Genomic DNA, 24,293 nt, shown 5'->3' with positions numbered 1-24,293 from the left:
ACGGCGGGAGAAAAAAGCCTGGCTGACGGTTATAGCGCCGGCTCTTCAGCGGCCAATGCCCGCTTGCCGGCCTCCAGTGTACGCAGTATGAGCTCCGTATCGTAAACACAGCCTCCCCAGGTTCCTCCGCTGACAGACTGAAGCGCCGCCCACAGCCTGGTATCGTCCGGCAGATCCGGGTCCTCCGCAAGCCCGGGATGCGGGGTTCTGGAGGCAAGCTCGGCTGCCCCCTGTTCGGGCGTTCCGGGATTTTCGGCGCTGCCAACCATATGAATGGACGCCTCAAGATTTTGCAAATCGACCCGGATATCGATCCAGTCGCCATCTCTCAATTTGCCGACCGGACCGCCCGCCAGCGCCTCGGGACCGATGTGGCCGATGCATGCGCCGGTGGATACGCCTGAGAAACGGGCATCCGTCAGCAGCGACACCTGATTCCCGTAGGAAAGATGCTTCAGCGCCGAGGTCAGCTGGTAGGTCTCTTCCATACCCGTTCCCAGCGGGCCCCGTCCGATCAGCGCCAGCACGTCTCCAGCCTCAATGCCGCCCGTCTTGATCGCCCGGATGGCCGCCCGTTCCGTCGTGAATACTTTGGCTCTTCCGATATGCCGGAAGACGCCGTTGCCGTCCACCACAGACGGATCGATTGCCGCAGACTTGATCACGGAGCCTTCCGGAGCGAGGTTGCCGGTCGGGAATGTCACCGTCGACATCATGCCGGCAGCGCGCGCCCGCTCTGGAGTATAAATGACGGTGTCGGGGTCGATTCCCTCCGACTCGAGCAGGTAGCGCCTCATCCTGGCGCGCCTCTCCGATGTCTCCCACCAGTCGAGCACCGCTCCGAGCGTCTGTCCCGTAACCGTGAGCACCTGCTCATCCAGCAGTCCGAGCTTGCGCAGATGCAGCATAACCTCGGGCACTCCGCCTGCCAGAAACACCATGACGGTCGGATGATATACCGGCCCGTTAGGCAGTACGCTCACGAGGCGCGGTACGGCACGGTTCACCTCCGCCCAATCTTCTGCGGTCGGCACCGTGAGCCCTGCGGCATGGGCAATTGCCGGAACGTGCAGCAGCAGGTTCGTCGAGCCGCCGAACGCCGCGTGTACGACCATCGCGTTGCGGATGGCGGCATCCGTCAATATCGCTGCGGAGGTCAGCCCCGCCTCCGCGAGATGCAGCGCGGCCCGCGCCGACTGGCGGGCCATCTCCAGCCAGACCGGCTGCCCGGACGGGGCAAGCGCCGCATGCGGTACGGTCAAGCCAAGCGCCTCGGCAACGACCTGGGCCGTTCCGGCCGTGCCGAGAAACTGGCAGCCGCCGCCTGGTGTGGCGCATGCCCTGCAGCCGAGATCGGCCGCTTCCGCCAGCGACAGCTCCCCGTTCGAATAACGGGCGCCGATCGTCTGGATTTTACCGGCATCCTCGCCATTCTCCGGCGGCAGCGTCACGCCGCCTGGCACCACAACAACCGGGAGCCCGCGCATCCCGGCCAAGGCAATCATCGACGCCGGCAATCCCTTGTCGCAGGTGGCGACACCGACCACCGCCGATCTTGTCGGCAGCGAGCGAATCAGCCGCCGCATGACAATCGCCGCATCGTTGCGGTACGGCAGCGAGTCGAACATGCCGCTCGTCCCCTGGGAGCGCCCGTCGCAGGGATCGCTGACATAGCCTGCGAACGGAATGCCGCCAGCGGCGGTAATTTCATCCGCGGCCTCCTTCATTAAGAGGCCGACCTCCCAATGTCCGGTATGGTAACCAAGCGCCGCCGGCGTCCCGTCTTCATTGCGGATACCGCCCTGCGTGCCGAGTATCAGCACCTGCTTGCCGAGCAGCCGGGACGGGCTCCAGCCCATCCCGACATTTTGCGTCCAGCCGAACAGATCGCCGCTCGGCGATTCCCGGAGCAGCTCAGGGGTCAGCGGCAGCGAGCCTGCCGGTCCCGGAGCATGAGTCTGCACGCGAAAATGCTGCTTCTGATCGCCCATTATATGTGCAAAATTTGAATCCACAGCCATTCTTCATTCCCCCTATGGCCTTATTACGGCTTGATAAACACCGTCTTGATTGAGGTGAAAAATTCAATTGCCGCTTGCCCCTGCTCTCTGGAATGCGAGCTCGACTGCTTCATGCCGCCGAACGGAGCCTGCAGCTCCACGCCAGCCGTCTCGGCATTGACCCGGACAAGCCCCGCGTCCATCTCCTGGACGAAGTTCAGGATGTTGCCGATATCCCGTGTATAAATGGAAGCGCTGAGCCCAAAGTCCGTATCATTCGCAAGGTCAACCGCAGACACGAAATCAGCCGCTTCGATAAGCGTCAGCACTGGACCGAAGATTTCTTCCTGGGCGATCGCCATCCGGCTGGTCACCCGGTCAAATACGGCCGGAGTGACATAGAAGCCGTCCGCCAGTCCGGCTTCATCCGGGCGGTCTCCGCCGTACAGCAGCACAGCTCCCTCTTCCTTGCCCTTCTTGATATAGGAAAGAACAGTTTCGAGCTGCTTCTCGTTCGCGCATGGTCCAAGCCATGTGGAAGCATCCATGCCGTCCCCGACCTTGAGCGATTTGACCTTCTCCAGCAGCTTCTCCTTGAAGGCTTCGTACACGTCGCGAACCACAATCACACGGCTTGTTGCCGTACATTTCTGCCCGGTGGAGCGAAGCCCGCCGCTGATTGTCGCTTCCACAGCCAGATCGAGATCGGCATCCGCGGCGATGATGATCGGATTCTTACCGCCCATCTCCAGCTGATATTTGGCGCCTCTCTTCAGTGCGGATTGGCCGACCTGCTTGCCGACTTCGTTGGACCCGGTGAACGTTAGGCCGTGGATGCCGGGATGGGAGGCAATGCCCTGCCCGATCGTACCGCCGCTGCCGACGACCATATTCAGCACACCCGCAGGAAATCCCGCGTCATGGAAGCATTCCGCGATCTTCGAAGCGGTCACCGCCGTCTCGGTTGCAGGCTTCCATACAACCGAATTGCCGTAGATCAGCGCCGGGGCGATCTTCCAGACGGGAATAGCCACCGGGAAGTTCCACGGCGAGATAACACCCACGACTCCGAGCGGCATGCGTGTCGTGAACATGAATGCATCCGCGTCGGTCGAAGGAATGACGTCGCCGATCTTCCGCATCCCCTCTCCGGCGTAATAGCGGAGTATCGCCACGCCGCGCGCCGTCTCGCCTTTCGCCTCGGGGAATGTCTTGCCCATCTCCCGCGACATCGTCTCCCCGATCTCGTCAAGCCGGCTCTCCATGATATCCGCGGCTTTGAACAGCAACGCTCCCCGCTGTGATCCTGCGAGCTTTCTCCATGGCCGCTTGGCTGCTTGGGCCGCTTCCACAGCTTCATTCAGATCCGCGGTCTGCGAATCGGGCACATATCCGACGACTTCGCTCTTCCGTGCAGGATTAATGCTGGCTTGACTTCCGCCGCCGACAGACGGTTTCCATTGTCCGTTAATATAATTGCCAATATTCTTTGCGTCTTGATTGGAGCTCATCGTATCCATCTCCTCGAATCATAGTTTTAGGATAAAAGTATGAAGATCATTTAGGATAACATATTAAGACGCGGCGATTGCCGTATTCACAAGCGTACCGATGCCTGTAATCTCAATTTCAATCCTGTCGCCGGCAGCCAGCGTAAACTGGTTAGGCGGGACGATGCAAGTGCCCGTCAGCAGAACGGTTCCGTCGAACAGCACATTGTCCTTGGCCAAATATCCAACCAGTTCATCAAGCCTGCGCTTCAGTTGGCCCGTGCTTGCCGATTCCTCGACGACCTTGGCCCCATCCCGGTAAATCCGGCATGTAAGGGTCAGATTGTAGGGATCCGGCAGCGTTTCAACAAGACGTATCGCCGGGCCGATGGAGCAGGATTGGCGCCATATTTTCGCCTGCGGCAAATAAAGCGGGTTCTCGCCTTCGATGTCGCGGCAGCTCATATCATTGCCGGCCGTATACCCGACAATCCGTCCGCCGCTGTCCAGCACAAGAGCAAGCTCAGGCTCAGGCACCTGCCAGGATGAGTCGCTCCGCAGGCATACATTGTCCCCCGGCCCAACCGTCCGCGCGGCCGTCGACTTCATAAACAGCTCCGGCCGCTCCGCGTCATACACTTTATCGTAGAATGTTGACGCATCCATCCGCCCGCCAGTCGCTTCATAATTGCGCGCTTCCTTGCTCCGCTCGTAAGTGACGCCGGCTGCCCATACCTCCGGAGCCTCGATCGGCACAATCAGCTCCAGAGAGGCGAATTCCACATTCAGCGGCGAAGCTCCCGCAATATTCCGGTTTACCGCTTCGGATAACCCTGCCCCCTCCCGGTCCGCCCGGCGAACCAATGCCATAAAATCAGGGTCCGGCAAAGGGTACACTTTATTCTCGTCTGTCACAGCGGCAAGCGCCGGAACTCCTTCTTTCATAAAACGGATGATTCTCATACATCCAGCTCCTTTGTTTTATATTATAAAACTCGATTCTATAGTATAGGGAAAATAGTTCCTTCCTGATGACTTCGCCAATGAATTCCCCTGAATCGAATTGCAAGCAAACAACCGTCAAAAATCTCAAGAATCATATGAAGCGTTTTCAGAAAAGATACCGGCTATCATAAATCTCTTCCAACCCCGCAAGATGCTCCTACACATGCGATGTCTAGGAGCGGTAACCCAGCTGAACCGAGATCTGCCTGGCTTCTTCCAGCAAAAGGGCGACGAATTCCGACAGCTTCGCCTCATCAACATGAGATACAAGCGTGGAGATGCTTAGAGATGCAACGGCGTGGCCGCTGTGGTCGAATACCGGAACTGCGGCGCAGCGTACGCCCGGCTCATTCTCTTCGCGGTCGTACCCGATCCCTTCCTCCTTCACCTTGGCGATTTCCGCCATGAAAGCTTCCTCATCCACGATCGTGAGAGGCGTGTGCCGGTTGAAGGAATATCCCTTCATCAGTTTGGCCAGTATGCCCGGCGGCTGGAAGGCCGCAAGAACTTTGCCGACTGCGCTGCTGTGAAGCGGAACCCTGCGTCCGATCCGGGAATAACGAATCACCGCTTTCTCGCCTTCCACCTTGTCGATATAAACCCCTTCCGCTCTGTCCAGCACGACCAGATGGGCGGTTTGCCCCGTCAGCTCCGACAGTCTGATCAGATGCGGCCTTGCCGTTCCGCGAATATCCAGACCCTGCAGCACCAGCTGCCCCTTCTCTACAAGCCTCATACCCAGCCGGTATTTGCCCGATTCCTCATCCTGGTCGATATAATCATGCAGCTTCAAGGTCTTGAGCAGAGAATGAACGGTACTTTTGTGCAGGTTGATCTGTTCGCTGATTTCGGTGATTTTCAATTCCTTGTTCTGATCGTCAAACAAATCGATAATTTTCAATGCACGGTCCAGAGCCTGAATGATGGGCACAATGATCAGCCTTTTCTTGTGTACTATATTATAAAACTCGATTCTATAATATAATTTAATCTTAGCAGAGGATACCGGCTGGCGTCCAGCCTGAACACGCAAATTTAATTTTATATTTAGCTTGCCGGATCGATAAGGAATCATGAAAATTTGACAAAATGATCCTTCATGCAACCGCAGCCCATTCATCTAAGGGGATAAATAAAACCAGGGACAGTATGCAAACCTGATGCAACTTCAAGCTCAGGTTCATTTTCAAATGGACATAAAGACAGCTTATAAGCATAAGGGATTTGCTATGTAAAAGGGGAAACCAAAATAAAAAGCTCCTGTCTATCAAAGCGCAGGTGCAATCGTATACGTCCGCCAAAGCTCCATAAGCTGGTTCTCATGACCTGAACGGACTTCTTACAGCGCGCGCTTGGAACAAGAATCACTAATGCATGTTCATCGCCCTCCGGTTACGCGTATTGCTTCTCCGGTTGCGTAGCTATTGGCTTTTGAGCCGAGGTAAACAATAAGATTAGCGGCATCCTCCGGCATGCCTAACCGTTTGGCAGGAATGGTCTGCGCATGATTGTTCAGAACCTCCTCAGGAAAAACCGAAGAATTCGTTTCCGTTAAAGTAAAACCCGGCATCACAACATTCGAATAAATCCCCTCCTCCGCAAGCTCAAGCGATAATGATTTGCTGAAGCCAAACAGTGCGGATTTACTGGCTGTATATGCGGTTCCGCCCGCCATGCCATCCTCGGCTAGATTTGACGACACATGGACAAGTCTGCCCCATCCCCTGTTTCTCATATAAGGGAGAACCGCTTTAGTCACGAGGTAGGTTCCTTTCAGATTCTGTTCGATTACCGAGAACCAGCTATCTGTCACTGTATGCTCAAACGGTTGAAATTTCGGTGCCGCTCCTCCCCAGAAAACCGCGTTATTGACCAATACATCGATTCCGCCAAACTCTTCTCCCACACCTTCTATCGCCTTCTGGATGCTTTCGCTGTTATCCAGCTTTAAAATTACAGCCTGGCAGGAAAGTCCCTGCGCCCGCAATTCTTCAACTGTCTGCGAGGCTGCTTTATAATCATGAGCGTATGTGATGATAACATGGGCCTGTTCCGCTGCAAACTGCTTCGCTGCTGCCTTGCCGATTCCTTTGGAACCTCCCGTCACTACCACTATTTTGTCCTTTAATCCCATATTCATTGCGTTCATCTCCTATCGATTATAGTATTAAATAGACCGATCTACATAATTATTGCAAAAATGAATGCATCCGCAATCATCTTTTCCAGGCTTTATGGTTACTCCACGTCCCGTGTATGCTCGAGAAGGATTCTAATTTCCCGCGCAATCTGCATAAGCGGCTCCGAGCTTCTGTTAATGCGGCATAATATGATCGCTCCGTCGATCGAGGCTGTAATAAACGTAGAGATTTGCGCAGCACGGGATGCGGAAAATCCATGCTCCAGCAGCATATCCTCATATGCAGATTTCCATGAATCATAAGTTCTTTTGCACGTTTCCCGTAATTTTTCGCTGATATGGGAGGTTTCTAACGCTACGGATGCAATGGACCCGGCAATTACACAATCGGAATCGTCAAATTTTTTGGCCAGAAAAAGAAAGATGGCGTAAACACCCTCCGTGAGTGAGCCGGCGTTATCGAGGATTCTTCGCGTTTGTTCGGCAACTCCCTGCCCAAGCTTATCGATGGCTTCGGATACAAGTTCTTCTTTGCCATTAGGAAAATGATGATACAGGGATCCTCTTGGTGCCCCGCCTTCCTTAATGATTTGATTCAGCCCTGTGCCGTGATAGCCGTGCATTTCAATCAAACGCGTTGTCGCTTCGATAAAACGTTCGCGTGCGGATTTGTCCATGGATTCATTCTTCCTCCAATTATGAAGATCGGTCTACATTGAAAATATACGATCGGCCGCTGAATGTCAACACCGAGATAATTTTCTCTGGACTTGGGCATTATGTTCTTGCGAATATTTATATTGATGACAAGCCCTGTCACTATTAACAGCTACAATAAGAACAGGTTCAGCTGAGCTTGCAGGAGCAAGCTTGTTGAATAATAAAAATCAAGAATCCAAGGAGCTGTTTTATTCATGACATTGCAATTTATCCCTTATTTGATGATGGACGGAAATGCTGAGGAAGCCATTCAATATTATGCACATACGTTGAATGCCAAAGTCCTGTTCAAGCAGACAGTTGGCGAAGGACCGGATAACCCTGATTCCCCGTATTCGGAAGACGAAAAGAAACGCATCGCCCATTCAGTCCTGAAGGTCGGAGAAACGGACTTTTATGTCGCTGACCTTCTGCCGGGCCTGTCGCCTGGAGGCGGTAATCAGATTACCATTTGTTTGACGACGGAAGACAAGGATCAGGCAAAACAGGTTTATGGTTCCCTGCAGCAGGAAGGTCATGTGATTATGCCGCTGCAGGAAGTCTATTTTAGCCCAGCATATGGGATGGTAACGGACAAATTCGGCATCACCTTCCAGATTTTTACGAAGCGGCAGCAGTAATTTCTTACTGACGATTCACCGCGGCGTTCAATGCGCGGCGTATCGGGCGGATATACAAAGAGGCTCCCTCACGGACATTTCTTGTCCGGGGAGCCTTTTTGCTGTACCAGTGGAACAGCCCCTTGTTTTGAAAAGCGACTGAACCATGCTTCCCTTACATCTTCAATCCAAAGTGAATCGATTCATTATTCATCGACGCTGCCAATCTCTCTCTCAGCTGGATCAGCCATTCCGGCTCGTTCTCCCACTTCTCCGCACCGGATCTTAGAATGCGCGCGTATCCATATAAGTTGGCAAAACGTCTGCAAGCCGGCATCAAAGACTCCATATCCGCGGAGATATCGAATTTGGTGCGGTATCCGTCCATGAAGCATTTTTTCGCATGTTCAAAACCTTCAACCGGAATATAGTCCTGAAGACTATGAAGCGTCTGCTCAATATCCATCGCATACCAATGGTACATCGCATCATCAAAATCGATGACATTGCAGGACTTCGTCTCTTCATCGTAAAATACATTATCGTATTCAAAATCATAATGAATAAGCCCATAATTCCGATCCGATACGGGGATAGCAGAAAAATAATTCCGCAGCAGCCTTGTTTCCGCAAGAGCGGCTGTCTCGTGCGGGAAATCCGATAGAATTTCCTCAATCCAATCGAGCACATCACGGTAGGACCATCTCTTATGCCCGTCAGGCACATATTGACTGGAGAGCTGGTGCAATTGTCCCAATGCCTGGCCATGGCTGATAATAATATCGTCTCCGAAATCGGTCCTGTTCAGCTGCACGCCAGCTACACGCTTGAATACGGAAGCATAAAACACACCCCATGGAGTATTTGCCTCTACCAGCTCCTCTCCATTCCTGGAGGCAACCGCCTCCAGAACGCCATAGCTGTTGGCCTTCAGGTAAGCAATAAACGCAAGCTCAGCCCGAATATTGCCTTTATCCTTCTCCGTTTTTGGAGCAAATCTTAAGAGCCGGGTCTTGCCTTCCCATGAGAAAGGATAAATGGCATTTGAAGATATCCGGTAATACTTGAACATATCCGTAGATTCGCGATCGAATTCCCAATTTTTCAACAGCATTTCCGCTGCATGCACATTATCGAAAAGATATTTCAACTTCAGCAATATTCTCAGCTCCCCATCATTTTGCCAACAAAATCGTCTTTTCCGGTTACAGCAATTTTTGCGCGCAAAAAGACCGCAAGGCAAAGCCTGCGGTCCGTTATCATCAGCAGTGCTGTCCTTATACGAGAGCAGACCCAATCTGGTCTGCCCGCATTATTCAGTTAAGGTTCACCTTTATAATATCAGTCATCCTGTTAGCCCGGCGTTTCATGCCGCTCACTCCCTTCCATAAAAAACGAGTCTTTTTCATCCTACCTCAGTATTCGGGTAGAAGCAATTACTAAATTTTCAAACGGAGCTCATCCTTCCCGCCGACGCGTTCGTCAATAGGCGTGCGTCAATAAAACCATTCTGATAGTTTAAAAAAACCAGTCCGAACACGATAACGTGTCAGACTGGCTTCGCATTTCAAGTTTTATTGTGCAGTCTCCAGGAGAAACTCCTTAATCACAGATGTAATCATCCCGTGGTCCTCGTCACCGGGCAGCCCCGATACCGAGATGGTGCCGATAATGCCTTCATCCTTCAGAATAAGCGGGAAAGCGCCGCCTTCAGCCTTATAAACATCCGGGTCGAGGCCCGAGGCTTCCACCGTGGATCCGGTCGATTTCAGAAACACATGCATATAATACGAGCTGTGGCCGAAATGGCGGACGACGTTGTTTTTCCATGACACCCAGCTGTCATTGTTCGAGGAGGTGCCGTCCAGCCTGCTGTAGAATAACAGCTCGCCGTCTTTTCGAATATCGACAATGAGGGATTTGTTTTCCCTTATCGCCTTTTCGATAATCCTGCTCCCAACCTTGTAGGCGGTATCATTCGTGAACGCGGAGAACACAAGCTCAGCTTCCTGCTGCAATAAGGTTTGTAATAAAGTATCGTATTGTTCCAAAGGGGCACCTTCCGTTTCTGGTATATTGGTGTTTCCTGTTTGTCATTATACACGCAAAAGACCGTTTTAACGAGTGAAATCGGGAGCATTTCAGCCTTCCTTCCACTGCCTGCTAACGGGCTCCCGGTTCATTCCCCATCCTTCTGAAGAACGTGCTCAGCTCGCGTCTGTGCGTATAGACGAGCAGCAGGAAATTACCCAGCCAGCACCACATGACCGGAGCGGGAAAGTCCCTTATATATAAATAGGGGAAAGCCAGCAGCATGCCGAATACGACCTGGAAGCTGTCGGCCTCCGAGGATGTCGGCCTTCCTTTGCTGATTGTTCTGGCTATGATCAGCAGTACGGCCAGGATGATGGCATAAACCAGGGAGAATTCGAATTGGGTCAAACCGCTCCAAACGCCGAATGTGACCGCAATCGCCTTGCCTCCCCTGCCCTTAAGAAAGGGAGAGAACGCATGTCCCAGAATGGGAGCCGCGGCAATGGGAACAATCCGGAAACCCTGCACAGCCGCACTCCCCATCAGGAGGGCAATGGGCAGATACCCTTTCAGGAAATCAAGCGCTACACCCGCGGCTCCTAGCCGATAGCCCGAAGACTGCCACAGATTCAGCGCTCCCGGATTTCCGTCGCCAATTTCTTTCAGGTTCTTGCGGGCTGCAAGGCCCAGCCAGTAGGAGAACATCAGAGATCCCGATATAAAAGCGACGGCCGTCCACCATAGGGTCATTCATCCATTCTCCTTCCCACCTTGATGTGTCTGCCTTTCCAGGCGACCTTGCCGTGGAAGACAACCCTGTAAACCGAATAGAGCATAACGAATAGAAAGAAAAAACCGGATATGGCATGAAGCACCGGCATTACTTTGCCGAAGCGGCCGACATGTCTGACGAAGTAAAAGATTTGCAGCATGTACAGCAAGTAACCGATCAGCATCGGAAGCCCCCATAATGTGTGCCACATGAACAAGGCTGCCTCCGAAACGATCAGCCCCGCAACCCAAACGGCGGTCAACGTGATCGTTCCAGCCTTCAGGGCGGATGTGCTTAGGGCGGCTCCCTTCGCAAAACCCTCGATTTCATGCCGAATGCCCCCCGGATACATCCGGAATGAAACCAGGCCGGATCCGATAAAATTGACGACGGGAATTCCTGCTTGTGCATACCGGGCTCCCAGATTCAAATCGTCCAGCAGCTCAGACTTCACGCTCTGATGGCCTCCAATCTTCTCATAATCCTCCCTTGCGGTCAGGATGCAGGAGCCGTACAGACCTTTCCTCGGGTTTGTATTCTCAAACGGCGACATAAATGCAAAGACGCCCAAAATATTTGTAATCATCGCCAGCTTCTCATAAAATTTCACGGTATAGTGGTAAGGGACTACGGAAATAACGCCGCCTGCCTGCTCCCTTGCATGTAATAAGGATTCCAGCGCTTTCGGCTCCAGCCGGATATCCGCGTCAAGAAACGCGATCAGATTGCCTGATGCCTGCTGATAACCGTTCCAGACAGCCCAGTTCTTGCCTGTCCATCCCTCCGGCAGCTCGGAGTTCCGTATGACCTTTACCCCATAGCTTTCGGCTATTGCTCTCGTGCGGTCATGCGAGAAATCATCCACGACGATAATCTCATACGGCAGGCAGGTCTGACTTCGAAGTGAATCAAGAAGATGCGGCAAATTCGCTGCTTCATTCCGCGCCGGAATGATGATGGAAAGCCTTCCGCGCGCAGACAACTCCCCCCGTCCGCCTGGAATCGTGATACTCCGGAACAGCCAGAAGCCCGACAAGAGTCCGATTACAACTAAGAATATTATCCCCATTTACGCGGCTTCCTCCATTTGAACAACATATAGTTTAATATATGTCTATAGGCCCAAAACCAAAACCAAAAAAAGAAAACCTGGAATGATAAAAACAAGGTGAACTCAACCATTCGATGTAGAGGCGATGCGTGGATATTGCCGATTCTGTACAAAAGATTGTACCACTCTCGATTGTCATTCACTACTAAATTGTTTATATTAAGAAAGCATAAAACGGGAGTGAGCAGAGAATGTGGAAACGGTTTCTCAGGAGAAGAAGAAGCGTGATTCTTACGTGGATGTTCTCCTATTTGGCCATATTAACAGTACCTGTTTTGATTAGTATATTCGTTTATTACGAATCCCAGGAAACATTGAAGAGTGAAATTCATCGGGCAAACAATGTTTTATTGAAGGAAGTCAGGGAAGTTATCGATAACCAGGTCCAGAACGCAGAGCGGCTGACAACAGAGCTTACCTGGAATGTCCGCATCCGGGGATTTATGTATTCAAATTTGTACAAAACACCGGAAGGTCTGGATTCGGGCCTCTATGACCTGCACCAAACCGCCAAAGAAATATCGATCTACCAGTCGCTCTATCCTTCAATCAGAGATTATTACGTCTACTGGAAGGAGAACGATCTCGTATTCCAGCCCGGCGTTTACCGTAACAGCCGGCTGGCTTATGAGACCATTCACGGGAATGAGAAGATATCCTATGAGATATGGCTGAATCTGCTGCAGGAAAAGAATACAGGTCGTTTCGTCAAAATGGAGAATAAAGATCCTTCCGCCAGCACGCTTGCTTACATTCATTCCTTCCCCAGCGACAGATTGGGAAGCTCGCCGGGGGCAGCGGTTGTACTGCTTGACACCTCGCAGCTGATGCAGACAATCCGGAATGTCCAGGATTTCAGCAGCGGACAAGTATTGGTTCTGAATCAGAATAAACAGGTTCTTGTTTCTACGGAGCAAAACAGCAATCCCTTATACGTATCGGATCTGGCTCTCACAGGCGATTCCGGTTCTTACTTCGGCAATTACGAAGGAAAGCGATCCGAGTTCATGTATATCAAATCTCGAAATTCAGAGCTGGTCTATGTTACCGTGGTGCCTGGCTTTCTGTTCTGGAAGAAGGCCGATTATTTGCGGAATATTACGTATATCGGCATGCTTGTCAGCGTGATTGGCGGGCTGCTGCTCACGATTGTTTTCCTGTTCAGGAACTACAGTCCGATCCAGCGGCTGCTGAGGATGCTGAAAATCCCGGAGAAAATGTCTCCGCTGCTTGCCGGCGATGAGTTCCTGCATATTCAGCATGCCATATCGAACACCTTGAACGAAAAAGGCAGGATTGAAATCAGGATGACCCAGCAATCCTATATGCTGCGCGCGAATGTTTTGGCCCGCATGTTCAAGAACAAGCTGGATAATCAGCTTCCTCTCGATGAATCGCTTGCCGCGTTCGACATTCACTTTCAATCCGACCATTTTGCCGTGATCCTCTTCTATATGGATTATGAGAAGTTTATTGAGCATCTGGAAGGAATTCCAAGCTTGAACAAGCCGAAGCTGATGCAATTTATCGTGACCAATATCGTGGAGGAGCTGGCGGGAGAGAAGCATCAGGGATTTGTTTGCGAAATTGATGACAGTATGGCTTGCCTGATTAATTTCACTCCGGGCGGCTCCGAGCGTCTGCAGGAGGACATTCGCATGCTGGCTGAACAGGCGCGGCAATTCCTGAGAGATCATTTCAACATCCATACCATCGCTTCGATAAGCGGGATCGCCGATTCCATTGAAGGAATCTCTCAGGCTTACAGGGAGGCCGTCGACACCATGGAATATATGATTGTAGTCGGCAATCGGGAGCTCGTCATTTATGACGAGCTCCACCGGGAAGAGCAGGAGCAGATCCAACTGAGCTATTATTATCCGATACAGGTGGAACAGCAGCTCATTAATCACCTCAAGGCAGGAGACGCAGAGAAAGCCCTGTACATCATTCAGGATATCATTTCCAAAAACATGGAGCAGTCCAAGATATCGGTTTATTTGATTAAATGCCTGATGTTTAACTTGATCAGCACACTGATCAAGACGATCGGAGAAATCGGTGATGTGGAAGAAAACGGCTTCCTGAATAGTACAAGCCGAATCACGGCGTTGATGAACTGCGAATCGATTAAGGACATGGAGGTCCAATTGTCGATTGTCGTCCATGATGTTTGTGCCTATATGCTGTCCAAGCGGGAGCAGCAGCAGAAATCCTCACGCAATCAGGCTCTTGAGCAGCGCAGCTCCGATATCGTGGCTTTCATCGCGGACAATTACAAGAATGCCAATTTGAATATCTCCATGATTGGCGAACACTTCGGGATGACCCCGACCTATCTGTCAAAGCTGTTCAAGGATCAGACAGGAAAAGGCCTGCTGGACACGATCAATCATGTGAGAATGGATCATGCCAAGTCTCTGCTTCGGGATCAACAACATACCATCAAGCATGTGTCCTCGCAGGCGGGATTCCATGATATCAACACCTTCATTCGTACATTCAAGAAGTTCGAGGGCGTCACTCCCGGACAGTATCAAAAGAATTTATAGCATGGCTCAGAGGCTTTTTAGCCTCTTTTTTGTTCCTTTTTACCGGTATTTGATATTTTGCAGATGGAATTCGGGATATTAGGGATGTCAAATGCGATATTGAAGATCCCATTCTATCTGTTGACGATTCCCGGCAGCGGGTTAGAGCGGGATAATAAGTCGTGAGGCGCCTCGAACACATCAGAAAATAAATCGGGAGGTTACAAGCAATTATGAGTTCAATACGTTCACACAGAATCAAACTCGTTTCAATGGCTTCTATCGCCATCATGCTCTTCATTATAATGACGGGCTGCTCCGGCAATAAGGAAGACGCTAATTCTTCGAACGGCAGCAGTCCGGACACGGCCTCTCCTGACCAGACAGAAACGGCGGACCAGGCGGGAACCGCGGCCTATCCTCTAAAAACAGGCAAAACGCTGACTTACTGGGCCGAATACGGCTCCACAAAAGCGACCATCGACGAGGTTCCATTCTTCCAGGAGTGGCAGAAGCGCACAGGTGTGCCGCTCAAATTCATCAGCCCCCCTGCAGGCCAATCCAAGGATGCGCTTAATATTCTGCTCGCATCCGGCGATCTGCCCGACATGATTGAATACGACTGGTTTAATTTCCCTGGCGGACCGGAAAAGGCGATTGCGGAGGGCTATATCCTCAAATTGAATGATATTATCGATCAATATGCGCCGAATCTGAAGAAATATCTCCAGGATCATCCCGATATTGACAAAATGGTAAAAACCGATAGCGGGAGCTACTATACCTTCCCGTTCCTGCGCGGCGACCCATTGCTGCAGGTCTATCAAGGACCCATTATCCGTGAGGATTGGCTCAACGAGCTTGGTCTGCAGGTACCGGTAACGATGGACGACTGGTATAACGTGCTAAAAGCCTTCAAGGAGAAGAAAGGCGCAGCCGCCCCGCTCTCATTTGATTACAATTTCCTTGATAATGGGGCATTCGTAGGCGCATTCGGCACAACCCAGGGCTGGTTCCAGGAGAACGGCGTCGTGAAGTTCGGCCCCATGCAGCCCGGGTACAAGGAATTTCTGAGCACCTTCCACAAATGGTATGCCGAGGGACTCCTTGACAAGAATATTGCCAATGTGGATGGAAAGGCATTGGACGCCAACATCACGACGGGAGCTTCTGGCGCCACCATTCACAACTCGGGGAGCGGCATCGGCAAATGGACGCCGCTGCTGGAAGAGAAGGACCCCAAAGCCAAGCTGATAGCCGCTCCCTATCCGGTTATCCATAAAGGCGATGTACCGATGTTCGGGCAAAAAGACCCCCAATATACAACCGGGACGAATGTCGCGATTACCTCCAAAACAGAAAACGCAGAGCTCGCAGCCCGTTTGCTGGACTGGGGCTACGGTGATGAAGGACATATGTATTTCAACTTCGGCCAGGAAGGCGTCAGCTATGAAATGAAGGACGGCGACCCCATTTACACGGACCTGCTGTTGAAAAATCCGGACAAACTGTCTCCCTCGCAGGCCATGTCCCTGTATATCCGCGCCAATTACGGCGGTCCTTTCGTGCAGGATTTACGGTATAACCTGCAGTATCTGAATCTTCCCCAGCAGCAATCCGCTCTTGAAACCTGGGCTAAAACAGATGTGGACAAATACAAGCTTCCGCTCGTTACGCCAACGCCGGAGGAAGCCTCCGAGCTTGCGCAAATTATGAATGACGTTGATACGCTTGTGGATGAGATGGCATTGAAAATAATTTTGGGCAATGAACCGGTTGATGCTTACGACGGCTATATGGATAAACTGAAAACGCTCAAAATTGATCGGGCCATGGAAATCCAGCAGGCCGCTCTTGATCGCTACAATAAGCGCTAAACTGCAAATGATTACGGAGGGGCGGGTGGATTTGATGCCTCCCCCTCCTCCATTATGGAAGGAGATTTATGAATAAATCTACATTCAGCGGAAGATTTGTCAGGGATTTTCTCGTCAACCGATACCTGTATGTGATGATGCTGCCGGTTATTGCCTATTATGCCGTGTTTCATTATGCTCCCATGTACGGCGTACTGATCGCCTTCAAGGATTATTCGCCAATGAAAGGCATTATGGGCAGCGAATGGGTAGGCTTGGCACATTTCAAAGCCTTTTTCGACAGCTATTATTTCCTGCGTGTATTGAAGAATACTATTGTTATCAGCGTATATTCGCTTATCTTTGAATTTCCCGCTCCAATACTATTGGCCTTGATGATTAACGAGATTCGCAGCAAAGCCTATAAGAAAATAGTTCAATCGGTTACTTATATGCCTTATTTTATTTCCATGATCGTGATCGCGGGATTGATCCGCGATTTTACAGACAGCAGAGGAGTTATCAACACCATCTATATGTTTTTTGGCGGGGACGGAACTGCGATGCTGCAGCATCCTGATTTGTTCCGCCCGATTTATATCCTGTCGGAGATCTGGCAGAAGGTAGGATGGGAGTCGATTATTTATCTTGCCGCTCTGATGGGCATTGACCAGGAGCAGTACGAAGCTGCGCGGATTGACGGGGCTGGACGATTGAAGCAAATCTGGTATGTAACCCTTCCAGGCATTTTACCGACGATTGTGATTCTGTTCATCCTGCGGATGGGGAATTTGCTTAATGTGGGATTCGAGAAAATCATTTTGCTCTATAATCCGGTTATTTATGAAAATGCCGATGTGATCTCCTCTTTCGTTTACCGCAAAGGACTGCTCGAATTTAGCTGGAGCTACAGCACCGCAGTCGGCGTATTCAATTCCATCATCAATCTGATGCTGCTCGTGATGGCCAACTGGATCAGCCGGAGAGTCAGCAATAACAGCCTGTGGTAGCCCATTCAATTATGAGCATTGGCTGCATGTTAAGGAGGGAATCACCGCTTTGAAAACTACCCCGTCGGAGAGAATGCTTCTCGGCGTCATCTATTGCCTGCTGTTCATCTTGATGATCATCACCCTGTATCCGCTCCTGCATGTTATATTCGCATCCTTCAGCAATCCGAATGAAATTATTGCGCATAGAGGCGCGCTGTGGAAGCCGCTTGGCTTCAGCCTGGAGGCGTACAAGCTCGTATTCGCCAACCCTAGCATCTATATTGGCTACAGGAATACACTATTTATCGTCGTGATAGGCGTTTCCTTGAACCTGTTCGTAACAGCGCTCGGCGCTTATGTCTTGTCCCGGAAGAATGTCATGTGGAACGCATGGTTCATGATGATGATTACCTTTACCATGTTCTTCAGCGGAGGACTTGTCCCCTTATATCTGGTCGTAAAAGGTGTAGGTCTGACGAATACCCTATGGTCGACCATACTGCCGTTCGCCATCTCGACCTTTAATCTGATCATCATGCGGACCTCATTCAAATCCATACCGGACAGTCTGGAGGAATCCGCGAAGATCGACGGAGCCAATCATTTTATCATATTGTTCCGGATTATTATCCCGCTTTCCCTGCCTGTCATTGCGGTTATGGGACTTTATTATGCGGTGGAAAAATGGAATGGCTGGTTCTACGCTTCGATCTTCATTCAGGATCATAATCTGTATCCGCTGCAGATATTCCTTAGAGAGATTCTGATTCTAAGCTCAACGGACAACATGTCGTCGGGCTCTGCGGTTGGCGAGCAGTTTCAGGTCGGTGCAACGATTAAATACGCAACGATCATGGTAGCCACTTTCCCGATCCTGTGCATTTACCCCTTCATTCAACGTTTTTTTGTGAAGGGCGTCATGATTGGAGCTCTGAAAGGCTAACAGGATAGAGATAGATTAGCCAAACAAGGGATCAATGTATAAGCTGATCAGCTTATGCTTGATCTCTTCTTTTGTATAACCGCGTTCGTTTCGCATAAAAAGAAATAATTCAGGATTCAGGGATGCCAGAATCATATCCGCAATAAAAACGGCATCTTTAGCGGTTTCTTTGGCTGGTTCGGTTTCAAGGATCAAATCATGAAAGGCTTTATGCATATTGATGTATAAGTCCGATTGATAATAAAGCGTTTGCCGTTCTTCACAGGTCGGGGCTTGTATGGAAACCAGCCAATCGGAATGGCTTTCGATGAAATTCAAAGCAATCTCCAGCGCCATAGTGATACGTTCCTTCAATGGAAGATCCTTATTATCCAGATAATTCTGAATGTCCTCGCATACATCCTCGCTGCTTTCCTTCATCAGATCCTGGCAAATCTCACCTTTATGGGCATAACGGCGGTAAAGAGTCCCCTGGCCGATTCCGGCCGATTTTGCGATTTGGTGCATGGTAACGCCATCAACGCCAAATTCAGCGAACAGCAGCTGCGCTTTCTGTAAAATAATGCGCCGATGCTCGATCGCGTCTTTTCGCTCTTTTCGGACTTTCATATATTCAACACCTCTTTTTCCAAAAGTGCATGACAAAATCAATTGACAAGTGGACATTTGTCCGGTATATTGAAATCAATTAAACGGACAAATGTCCGAATATTGATAAACAGGTTTGTACCGCTGTATAGCCGTATTGTACTCTCGAGGACTACCGGGGTCAAGAGAGTCGTACTCACTGCTGCGGATACACGCCATTTATAATCTATTGTTAAATAACAGGAGGTTGGATATGTCAGCTGGACCGGCAAAAGATTTGACGAATGTCAAGCCGCAAACGATCAAAGAAATCATAGTGCCTCTCATTACCATTATTCTGGGGTTGTTCATGGTCGTACTCGATGGATCAGCCGTGAACGTAGCGCTCCCCAAGCTTTCAACGGCCTTTGACTCCTCGCTTAATACGCTGCAGTGGACGGTAACGGGTTATGTTCTTGCCAATGCAGCCGTGATTCCGCTCGCCGGATGGCTGTCGGACCGGTTTGGGGCGAAGCAGATTTTCCTTTTCTCGGTTGGCTTCTTCACCCTTGGTTCCCTGCTCTGCGCGATTGCGACAGATCCTACCCAATTAATCATTTACCGCATTATTCAAGGGGTAGGCGGCGGTATGGTTATGCCGATCGCATTCGCGTTCATCTATAAGCTCTCCCCTCCCGCCAAAGTCGGCGCCGTGATGGGGATCATGGGCATTCCTGTGCTGCTGGCCCCTGCTCTTGGTCCGTTATTGGCCGGTTGGCTGGTCGACTACGCGACATGGCAGTGGATATTCATCATTAATATCCCGATTGGAATCCTGGCTACGATTATAGGCATCCGTTCTCTGCCGAGCATTGAACGTCAAGCGGTGAAAGGACTGGATATTTGGGGGATGCTGCTCGCTCCGATCGCTTTTGCCGGATTGTCTTACGGGGTCAGCGAGGGCGTTCACGGCTGGTCCTCGACAAAAACGGTGACGGGACTGACAATCGGCATTATCGCCCTGGTGTTGTTTGTCATTGTCGAGCTTCGCCATAAGCAGCCGATCCTCGAGCTGAGGGTTTTCAAATCCATGGATTTCAGCAAAGCGATCGTCATTCAATGGATATCGCAAATCGCCCTGTTCGGCTCCATGTTCATCGTTCCCCTGTTCCTGCAGCAGGCCCAGAACTACAGCGCGTTTGACACCGGCCTGATCATGCTGCCGCAGGCGTTGGCGGCTGCGATATTCATGCCGATCAGCGGCGCTCTGTTCGATAAAATCGGAGCCCGGCCGTTAGTTATGGCAGGCATGGCTTTTGTCACTGTCGCCACCTTTATGCTGACCCGGCTCTCCGCAGCTGACGGGGTATCGACTTTAATTCTTCCGCTCGCCCTGCTGGGAGCCGGAATGGGACTTTCCCTGATGCCGCTTAATACGCACTTGATCCAGGCGTCGCCGCCAAATCTGGTTGGCCGCGTCACGTCGCTCACCAATGCCGCCCAACAAGTGATGAACTCGTTCGCGGTCGCCGGTTTGATGACGATTCTTACCAGCAACATGAAAACATTTATGCCTGCGGACGGCAAGCCGACCATTGAGACATGGACCGATTCGTTCTCCGGCACCTTTAAAGTGCTGGTGTACATCGCAATTGTCGGCGTAGTCTTGGGAATCATGCTTAAGAAGCCCAAGAAGGCAGCCGGGGAAGAAGCCAGTGCCGAACAGCTGGAAGCAAGCAAAATGTTTATCTGATTGCTGTTCACATAAAAGGGATGCCGCTGGATTTATTCAGCCGGTGTCCCTTTACCTGTTTATGCCGGTACTTGTGATAAAATAGAAACGTACGGCAAACAATAGATGGGAGGCTTTGGGCGGATGATACGGTTCTTTGTTTTGGTTGGTTTTGTTTTGATGTTCTCTCACATACATACGCAAGGGGATCTGAATAAGTATATTAATACGAAGTATGCCTACTTGTCCGTCAGTGCAATCGTTCTGCTTTCAGTGCTCAGTTTATTCGAATTCATCCGTTTCTACCGCCATGAAAAAGCGATTGAAAAAAGAAAAGCCGACGCTCAGACACTTGAGCACAGCCATAAGGATGAACAGGTTGGCGGTCCTGTCCATGAACACGGGATCGGGCATGATCATACGCATGAACACGGCGGTGAACAGGGGCATGGACACGATCATGGCCATTCCCATGGCGGCACTTCCAGACTAATAAGAACCGTGACGTATTTGATCCTGCTTTTCCCTGTTATTACGGGCTTTTTTCTGCCGGTCCAGGTCCTGGATTCAAGCTTTGTCAAAGCCAAGGGCTTCTCTTTTCCCCAGATCGAAGCATCCGTGAACAGCCCTGGAGAGCATCAGTTTCTAAGGCCCAATACCAGCGTTTTCTATGGGGCCGAAGGATATAAAGAGGTGAAGAATGCGGAGCTGTCCGAGTTTATTGACCGCGACGAGGTCATTCTGGGGGACGAGGAATACCTGAAAGGAATAGAAGCCATTTATAATTACCCCGGCGCTTTTTTGGGCAAAACCGTCGCCTTCGACGGTTTTGCCTATCAAGGGGAACAGGTTAATGAGAATCAGTTCTTCGTCTTTCGTTTCGGATTCATACATTGTGCAGCCGATTCCGGCGTGTTCGGGATGCTGGTCGAATTCCCCGATGGCACGGAATTAAAAAACGATGACTGGGTTCATGTCAGAGGCAAGCTTACCTGGCAGTTTTATCAGCCGTTCAAACAAACGATTCCTGTCCTGACTGTAAGCCGGTGGGAGCCGATCTCAGCTCCGGACGATCCATATGTATATCGAACCTTCTGATTGTTCCGGCGAGTCACGCTCGTATGACCGTGCCGCCCTCGCAAGTGCACGGGTCCAGTTCCTGCCATTTCAACTTGGCTTGGAACTGGACCCGTTGTTCATAATCTTCCATTAGCCTCCGGCAGCTTCGGTGGGAATCGGCACTTTAATATATACTGCCGTTCCAAGCCCCTTCTTGCTGTTGATCCGAATCCCGTATTCATCGCCGTAAACCAGGCCGATACGCTTGTTGGTATTGGTAAGCCCAATCCGGGAAACCGAGTCTTCGTCCATAGCCAGCCGTCCGCGAAGCATCGCCAGCTTCTCTTCATCCATTCCCACGCCATTATCGATCACCGCCATCTCCAGGTGATTCAATTCCCTCCTGACCTTGATTTTGATCCTGCAGAAAGCTTCCTTCTCCTTGATCCCATGGTAGATGCTGTTCTCCACCAACGGCTGAAACAGCAGCTTCATCACACGGAAATCCCCCACGCCGGGATCAACTTCCCACATAATGTCAAATTTATCTTCATATCGGAATTTCTGTATTTCTATATAATGGCTCAAATTCTCAAGCTCCGTATCAATCGTCACCGTCTCCTGCGGGTCCGTCAGCGAATAACGCAGGATTTGGGATAAATGATCAATGATCGAATTGGCCTGGTTCGGCCTTCCAGTCAGCGCAATCGTCTCCCAATTTAAGGTCTCCAGCGTGTTAAACAAAAAATGGGGATTGATCTGCGACTGCAGCGCAATCATCTGCGCAGCCTGAAGCTTGTACCTTCTCTCCGAGAGCTGCACCTTCAGATAGCTTTGCTCCAGGAAGGTTTTTACGATTTTATGGACGATGAGCCCGTATTCATCCGTATAACGCGGCACGGTTGAAGGCAGCGGCCTCTCGTTCTCGGCAAGCTGTATAATGCGGATGATGCCCGATATCTGGCGATAGTTGCGCCTCGTCATGGTTAAGGCGAAGGTGAACCCGATAACGACCGAGAGCACGAGCAGCGCCACCGTCAATTTAATGATCAGGACTGGCACCTGGTACAAGGCGCTTTGCGGTACTATGGAGATATAGTTCCAGCCGTAACGGTCGGATTGCAGCTTGGAGACCATGTAGGAATCCTGATCGGTCGCAACCGTCAGGGACGGCTGTGCCGAATCGGCAATGGTCTCTCGCAGCGCTGCGTCTCCCAAATAATCGCCTGTTCCATCGCTGAACACGACGCGGTTGTCGCTGTCCATGACCAATACGCTTTGTTCCTTCATGGTGGACAAGGCTTTCATCTGCTGCTCGATATAGTCCGGTTTGATATTCAGGACGAGCACCCCGTTCGGAGCGTCGATGCGCCGAAAGATGGAGATGATCCGTTTGGGGCTGTCCTCAAACGAATACGGGGTTACTTCACGTGTCTCGATCCACTGCGAGACGTCGGAAGCTTTATGAAGATAGCTGTTGTACCACCCGGTATCATAGAAATTCGTGAACGTGGATAGGCCGTCCTTGGAAGACAGGAACCGGCCATTCCCATTGGACAAATACAGATAGAAGGAATCGATATACGGCCTTGCATCGGCCGGAGCGCTCATAAAGCTGTCGATAATATCGAAGGCGATCAGCTCCTGCGGATTAAGCGAACGATTGCGGAGTATGGAGCCCACTGCCTGAAGCACCTTGCTGCTGTTCCCGTACACCAGACTCATGGGATCCGATTCGCCAAGAATCAGCTCCACATTCTCCTTGGTCTGGCGGAGCAGGTTCTGCGAGCTGTTGTTCAGATTCGATTTGATATACGTCTGGGTTACCCCCACTGTAAGCGCCCCCATCAGAATCAAGGCAAACAGCAGCGGCAGCATGAAGGTTATCAGATGCTTGTAGAAGAATTTGGTCTTCATAACGGATGATCGCGGTATTCACGGGGGCTCTTGCCGTAATACTGCTTGAACGCCCTGGAGAAATTCTTCGCATTATCGTATCCCACGATCAGCGCAACCTCATAGGAGCGGTTGTTGTAATCCCGCAGCAGCTCGGCCGCCTTGCGCATTTTGATGGAAAGCACATAATCGGAAAAATTGACAGAGGTCCACTTCTTGAAGTATTTGCTCAAATAGTGCTTGTTCATGTGAAACGCCTCTGACATGCTCTCCAGAGAAGCGTCGGCATAATGGTCGGCGACATACTGCTCGATCGCTGCAATTTTCTTCTCGTGGTAGCCTTTATCCTCGGGATCCGCTTTATCTGCGGATGAATCGGACGTGATAATTCCTGCACCTGCACCGGAAACCTCCGCCGTCTCTGCGTCAAGATCGGTACGGATGAGCTCGAAAAGTCCGGCAATCTCCTTGTATTGCGTCGGTTTGACCAGATACTGCCTGACGCCGTACTCAAGCGCCTTCCGCGCATATTCGAATTCCTTATGCCCTGTGAGAAAGACGACTTTGGCCCCGTGCCTGCGTTCATGAAGCGCTTTCGCCAGCTCTATGCCTGTCATGCGGGGCATGACGATATCCGTGAGAATGACGTCCACATGATGCTTGTCCACATAATCAAGCGCCTGAAGTCCGTTCGCGGCTTCCGACACCACGTCAAAACCGATTTCATGCCAGGGAAAGAAGGTTCTGAGCCCATTGCGGATTTTGGTTTCGTCGTCGACGATCAACAGCTTGTACATATGCCTGACCCCTCCAGTCTTGATCGAACGAATACTTTCTATTATAGGG

At 50.9% G+C, this 24,293-nt stretch carries 20 protein-coding genes; 7 read left to right on the top strand and 13 right to left on the bottom strand.

Going from position 1 to position 24,293, the window contains the following annotated elements:
- Positions 1 to 29: 29 nt before the first annotated feature.
- From AC0YOB_RS03110 to AC0YOB_RS03085, 6 genes are all read right to left on the bottom strand, one after another.
- A complete protein-coding gene (locus tag AC0YOB_RS03110; RefSeq protein WP_475791505.1) occupies positions 30 to 2,021 on the bottom strand; it encodes a YjhG/YagF family D-xylonate dehydratase in 1,992 nt (663 codons plus the stop codon).
- A gap of 23 nt (positions 2,022 to 2,044) precedes the next feature.
- On the bottom strand, positions 2,045 to 3,511 hold the full coding sequence (gene gucD, locus AC0YOB_RS03105; RefSeq protein WP_475791504.1) for an alpha-ketoglutaric semialdehyde dehydrogenase GucD: 1,467 nt from the start codon (positions 3,509 to 3,511) through the stop codon (positions 2,045 to 2,047).
- Between the two features lie 63 nt (positions 3,512 to 3,574).
- Positions 3,575 to 4,453 (bottom strand): fumarylacetoacetate hydrolase family protein, encoded by an 879-nt coding sequence (locus AC0YOB_RS03100; RefSeq protein ID WP_475791503.1) that lies wholly within the window; start codon positions 4,451 to 4,453, stop codon positions 3,575 to 3,577.
- A 214-nt stretch (positions 4,454 to 4,667) separates the two neighbouring features.
- Entirely contained in the window at positions 4,668 to 5,426 is a 759-nt protein-coding gene (locus tag AC0YOB_RS03095; RefSeq protein ID WP_475791502.1) for an IclR family transcriptional regulator, read from the bottom strand.
- Between the two features lie 447 nt (positions 5,427 to 5,873).
- The gene (locus AC0YOB_RS03090; protein ID WP_475791501.1) at positions 5,874 to 6,635 is read right to left on the bottom strand and encodes an SDR family NAD(P)-dependent oxidoreductase; all 762 of its coding nucleotides are present in this window, start codon (positions 6,633 to 6,635) and stop codon (positions 5,874 to 5,876) included.
- Between the two features lie 98 nt (positions 6,636 to 6,733).
- On the bottom strand, positions 6,734 to 7,312 hold the full coding sequence (locus AC0YOB_RS03085; RefSeq protein WP_475791500.1) for a TetR/AcrR family transcriptional regulator: 579 nt from the start codon (positions 7,310 to 7,312) through the stop codon (positions 6,734 to 6,736).
- Between the two features lie 237 nt (positions 7,313 to 7,549).
- On the opposite strand from AC0YOB_RS03085, the gene AC0YOB_RS03080 reads away from it, so the two are divergent.
- Positions 7,550 to 7,975, top strand: coding sequence for a VOC family protein (locus AC0YOB_RS03080; protein ID WP_475791499.1), 426 nt, complete (start codon positions 7,550 to 7,552; stop codon positions 7,973 to 7,975).
- 154 nt (positions 7,976 to 8,129) lie between these two features.
- Here AC0YOB_RS03080 and AC0YOB_RS03075 read toward each other — a convergent pair whose 3' ends face one another.
- The 4 genes from AC0YOB_RS03075 to AC0YOB_RS03060 all read right to left on the bottom strand — a co-directional run bounded on the left by AC0YOB_RS03075 (position 8,130) and on the right by AC0YOB_RS03060 (position 11,829).
- Positions 8,130 to 9,113 carry a phosphotransferase enzyme family protein gene (locus tag AC0YOB_RS03075; protein ID WP_475791498.1) on the bottom strand — a complete coding sequence of 328 codons (984 nt, stop codon included), beginning with the start codon at positions 9,111 to 9,113 and terminating at the stop codon, positions 8,130 to 8,132.
- 415 nt (positions 9,114 to 9,528) lie between these two features.
- Positions 9,529 to 10,005, bottom strand: coding sequence for a heme-degrading domain-containing protein (locus AC0YOB_RS03070; protein WP_475791497.1), 477 nt, complete (start codon positions 10,003 to 10,005; stop codon positions 9,529 to 9,531).
- A gap of 112 nt (positions 10,006 to 10,117) precedes the next feature.
- The gene (locus AC0YOB_RS03065) at positions 10,118 to 10,738 is read right to left on the bottom strand and encodes a glycerol-3-phosphate acyltransferase (RefSeq protein ID WP_475791496.1); all 621 of its coding nucleotides are present in this window, start codon (positions 10,736 to 10,738) and stop codon (positions 10,118 to 10,120) included.
- The gene (locus AC0YOB_RS03060) at positions 10,735 to 11,829 is read right to left on the bottom strand and encodes a glycosyltransferase (protein ID WP_475791495.1); all 1,095 of its coding nucleotides are present in this window, start codon (positions 11,827 to 11,829) and stop codon (positions 10,735 to 10,737) included. The genes AC0YOB_RS03065 and AC0YOB_RS03060 overlap by 4 nt, the downstream gene beginning before the upstream one ends.
- A 266-nt stretch (positions 11,830 to 12,095) precedes the next feature.
- Between AC0YOB_RS03060 and AC0YOB_RS03055 the strand changes: the two genes are divergently transcribed.
- The 4 genes from AC0YOB_RS03055 (at position 12,096) to AC0YOB_RS03040 (ending at position 18,193) form a co-directional block, all read left to right on the top strand.
- A complete protein-coding gene (locus tag AC0YOB_RS03055) occupies positions 12,096 to 14,423 on the top strand; it encodes a helix-turn-helix domain-containing protein (RefSeq protein ID WP_475791494.1) in 2,328 nt (775 codons plus the stop codon).
- A 212-nt stretch (positions 14,424 to 14,635) separates the two neighbouring features.
- A complete protein-coding gene (locus tag AC0YOB_RS03050) occupies positions 14,636 to 16,279 on the top strand; it encodes a type 2 periplasmic-binding domain-containing protein (protein WP_475791493.1) in 1,644 nt (547 codons plus the stop codon).
- Positions 16,280 to 16,347: 68 nt separating this feature from the next.
- Positions 16,348 to 17,268, top strand: a complete 921-nt coding sequence (locus AC0YOB_RS03045; RefSeq protein ID WP_475791492.1) for an ABC transporter permease — start codon at positions 16,348 to 16,350, stop codon at positions 17,266 to 17,268.
- Between the two features lie 73 nt (positions 17,269 to 17,341).
- Positions 17,342 to 18,193: a carbohydrate ABC transporter permease gene (locus AC0YOB_RS03040; protein ID WP_475792292.1), complete on the top strand. Its 852-nt coding sequence runs from the start codon at positions 17,342 to 17,344 to the stop codon at positions 18,191 to 18,193.
- Between the two features lie 15 nt (positions 18,194 to 18,208).
- On the opposite strand, the gene AC0YOB_RS03035 is transcribed toward AC0YOB_RS03040, so the two are convergent.
- Positions 18,209 to 18,802, bottom strand: a complete 594-nt coding sequence (locus AC0YOB_RS03035) for a TetR/AcrR family transcriptional regulator (RefSeq protein ID WP_475791491.1) — start codon at positions 18,800 to 18,802, stop codon at positions 18,209 to 18,211.
- Between the two features lie 232 nt (positions 18,803 to 19,034).
- On the opposite strand from AC0YOB_RS03035, the gene AC0YOB_RS03030 reads away from it, so the two are divergent.
- A complete protein-coding gene (locus AC0YOB_RS03030; protein WP_475791490.1) occupies positions 19,035 to 20,513 on the top strand; it encodes an MDR family MFS transporter in 1,479 nt (492 codons plus the stop codon).
- A 123-nt stretch (positions 20,514 to 20,636) separates the two neighbouring features.
- The gene (locus AC0YOB_RS03025) at positions 20,637 to 21,590 is read left to right on the top strand and encodes a TIGR03943 family putative permease subunit (protein ID WP_475791489.1); all 954 of its coding nucleotides are present in this window, start codon (positions 20,637 to 20,639) and stop codon (positions 21,588 to 21,590) included.
- A gap of 111 nt (positions 21,591 to 21,701) precedes the next feature.
- On the opposite strand, the gene AC0YOB_RS03020 is transcribed toward AC0YOB_RS03025, so the two are convergent.
- Entirely contained in the window at positions 21,702 to 23,468 is a 1,767-nt protein-coding gene (locus AC0YOB_RS03020; protein WP_475791488.1) for a sensor histidine kinase, read from the bottom strand.
- Positions 23,465 to 24,244 (bottom strand): response regulator transcription factor, encoded by a 780-nt coding sequence (locus AC0YOB_RS03015; RefSeq protein WP_475791487.1) that lies wholly within the window; start codon positions 24,242 to 24,244, stop codon positions 23,465 to 23,467. The genes AC0YOB_RS03020 and AC0YOB_RS03015 overlap by 4 nt, the downstream gene beginning before the upstream one ends.
- Positions 24,245 to 24,293: the final 49 nt, after the last annotated feature.

The organism is Paenibacillus sp. JT31N17 (assembly GCF_056269255.1).
The sequence above is the reverse complement of the archived record's forward strand: the minus strand, read 5'-3'. Positions and strand labels throughout refer to the sequence as shown.

What these genes read in the sequence shown, in the direction of transcription:
- AC0YOB_RS03110 (WP_475791505.1), bottom strand. Translation starts at nt 2,021, where the DNA reads ATGGCTGTGGATTCAAATTTTGCACATATAATGGGCGATCAGAAGCAG.
- gucD (WP_475791504.1), bottom strand. Translation starts at nt 3,511, where the DNA reads ATGAGCTCCAATCAAGACGCAAAGAATATTGGCAATTATATTAACGGA.
- AC0YOB_RS03100 (WP_475791503.1), bottom strand. Translation starts at nt 4,453, where the DNA reads ATGAGAATCATCCGTTTTATGAAAGAAGGAGTTCCGGCGCTTGCCGCT.
- AC0YOB_RS03090 (WP_475791501.1), bottom strand. Translation starts at nt 6,635, where the DNA reads ATGAATATGGGATTAAAGGACAAAATAGTGGTAGTGACGGGAGGTTCC.
- AC0YOB_RS03085 (WP_475791500.1), bottom strand. Translation starts at nt 7,312, where the DNA reads ATGGACAAATCCGCACGCGAACGTTTTATCGAAGCGACAACGCGTTTG.
- AC0YOB_RS03080 (WP_475791499.1), top strand. Translation starts at nt 7,550, where the DNA reads ATGACATTGCAATTTATCCCTTATTTGATGATGGACGGAAATGCTGAG.
- AC0YOB_RS03065 (WP_475791496.1), bottom strand. Translation starts at nt 10,738, where the DNA reads ATGACCCTATGGTGGACGGCCGTCGCTTTTATATCGGGATCTCTGATG.
- AC0YOB_RS03060 (WP_475791495.1), bottom strand. Translation starts at nt 11,829, where the DNA reads ATGGGGATAATATTCTTAGTTGTAATCGGACTCTTGTCGGGCTTCTGG.
- AC0YOB_RS03050 (WP_475791493.1), top strand. Translation starts at nt 14,636, where the DNA reads ATGAGTTCAATACGTTCACACAGAATCAAACTCGTTTCAATGGCTTCT.
- AC0YOB_RS03045 (WP_475791492.1), top strand. Translation starts at nt 16,348, where the DNA reads ATGAATAAATCTACATTCAGCGGAAGATTTGTCAGGGATTTTCTCGTC.
- AC0YOB_RS03040 (WP_475792292.1), top strand. Translation starts at nt 17,342, where the DNA reads ATGCTTCTCGGCGTCATCTATTGCCTGCTGTTCATCTTGATGATCATC.
- AC0YOB_RS03035 (WP_475791491.1), bottom strand. Translation starts at nt 18,802, where the DNA reads ATGAAAGTCCGAAAAGAGCGAAAAGACGCGATCGAGCATCGGCGCATT.
- AC0YOB_RS03030 (WP_475791490.1), top strand. Translation starts at nt 19,035, where the DNA reads ATGTCAGCTGGACCGGCAAAAGATTTGACGAATGTCAAGCCGCAAACG.
- AC0YOB_RS03025 (WP_475791489.1), top strand. Translation starts at nt 20,637, where the DNA reads ATGATACGGTTCTTTGTTTTGGTTGGTTTTGTTTTGATGTTCTCTCAC.
- AC0YOB_RS03020 (WP_475791488.1), bottom strand. Translation starts at nt 23,468, where the DNA reads ATGAAGACCAAATTCTTCTACAAGCATCTGATAACCTTCATGCTGCCG.
- AC0YOB_RS03015 (WP_475791487.1), bottom strand. Translation starts at nt 24,244, where the DNA reads ATGTACAAGCTGTTGATCGTCGACGACGAAACCAAAATCCGCAATGGG.